We start from the raw sequence: 1,801 nt of genomic DNA on the forward strand, positions 1-1,801 counted from the left end.
GCCCGCCGCTAGTTAGACCCCGCTGGCAGCGTCTTCGCCCATGACCCCGACGGCGTAGTCATTGGCTGTAAAGCCATTCAGATTCGACTAAGGACTTCCCCCATATGTCTGAACTCAAGCAACATGATTCGAGCGGTCTGCAGGATTTTGGTTATACGCAGTCGCTGGACCGCAGTATCGGTAAGTTCGCCAGCTTCGCGGCCGGCGTGAGCTATATTTCGATCCTTACGAGTGTTTTCCAGCTCTTCTACTTCGGCTATGCCACCGGCGGCACGGAGTATTTCTGGTCCTGGCCGATGGTGTTCGTGGGCCAGTTGTTCGTCGCGCTGGTCTTCGCCGAGCTCGCGGGCCGGTATCCGGTCGCCGGCGCGGTGTACAACTGGGCCAAGCAGTTGTCCTCGAAGACGTCCTCCTGGATGGCCGGGTGGCTGCTGCTGATCTCCTCGATGGTCACGATCGGGGCAGTCGCGCTGTCCCTGCAGATCACGATGCCCCAGATCTGGTCCGGTTTCCAGATCATCGGTGACGGCACGGGCCCGTATGACTTCGCGGTCAACGGCGTGCTGCTGGCCACGATCCTGATCACCTTCACCACCTTGGTGAACGCCTTCGGAGTCAAGCTCACCGCGGCGATCAACAGCATCGGGGTGTTCGTGGAACTGGTCACGGCCGTCGTGCTGATCATCGCCCTGGCCTGGAACATCGTGCGCGGACCCGAGGTCCTCGTGAACACCCGCGGACTGGGCAACGGCCAGCCCCTGGGCTACTTCGGTGTTTTCCTGATCGCCTCGATGGCCTCGGCCTACGCGATGTACGGCTTCGACACCGCCGGTTCCCTCGGCGAAGAAACCAAGAACCCGAAAAAGACCGCCCCCAAGGCCATCCTCAGGGCCGTCAACGCATCCTTCATCCTGGGCGGACTGCTGCTGCTCTTCGGCATCCTCGCCGCCCCGAACCTGAACGACCCCAAACTCGGCGAGCCCGACGGCGGCCTGCAGTACATCATCCTGCAAGTACTCGGCGGACCCTTCGGCAAGATCTTCCTCGTCTGCGTCGTCATCGCCATCACCGTCTGCGCCCTGGCCATCCAGGCCGCGACCATCCGCATGATGTTCGCCATGGCCCGGGACAACAACCTGCCCTTCAGCCGCCACCTGGCCAAAGTCCACCCCGTGCGCAAAACCCCCACGACCGCAGCCATCACCACCGGCATCACGGCCATCATCCCGCTGCTGATCAACATCACCCAGCCGGCCATCTTCACGATCCTCTCCAGCATCGGCATCGTCCTGATCTACATGTCCTACCTGCTCGTCACCGTGCCCATGCTCCGCAACCGGATCCTGAAGAAATGGCCCCTGCCCGACGACGGAGAAGCCGGCTTCAAACTCGGCAAGAAATGGGGCTTCATCATCAACCTCCTCGCCGTGATCTGGGGAGCAGCCATGACCATCAACCTGATCTGGCCCCGCCAGGAAATCTACAACTCCACCCCGCCCTTCCAGTGGTACCTGCAATGGGGCGGCGTCATCTTCGTCGCGTTCGTCGTCATCGCCGGACTGCTCCTCTACAGGCTGCGCATCCGCCACCGCACCGGCGTCCTCGAAGAACACTCCGCCCCCACCACCAGCGACCAGGACATCGCCGAACTCGAGGAAGCCTACCAACTCGACGCCGTCCAAGGCTCCAACGACCCCGACGACGACGAACTCGAACGCGCACTCATCTAACCCCGCAAAAGAACCCACCCCGCAAAAACAGGAAGGCAAGACCGCCACAAACGGTCTTGCCTTCCCGCGTC

General features: G+C 62.1%; 1 protein-coding gene. It reads left to right on the top strand.

Annotated features, from left to right (window positions below; translation table 11 throughout):
* The first annotated feature begins 104 nt into the window (after positions 1–104).
* Positions 105–1,730, top strand: coding sequence for an APC family permease (locus E1809_RS26360; RefSeq protein ID WP_133207161.1), 1,626 nt, complete (start codon positions 105–107; stop codon positions 1,728–1,730).
* Positions 1,731–1,801: the final 71 nt, after the last annotated feature.

The sequence above is a fragment of the Arthrobacter terricola genome, from assembly GCF_004354015.1.
Taxonomy (GTDB): Bacteria; Actinomycetota; Actinomycetes; order Actinomycetales; family Micrococcaceae; genus Arthrobacter; species Arthrobacter terricola.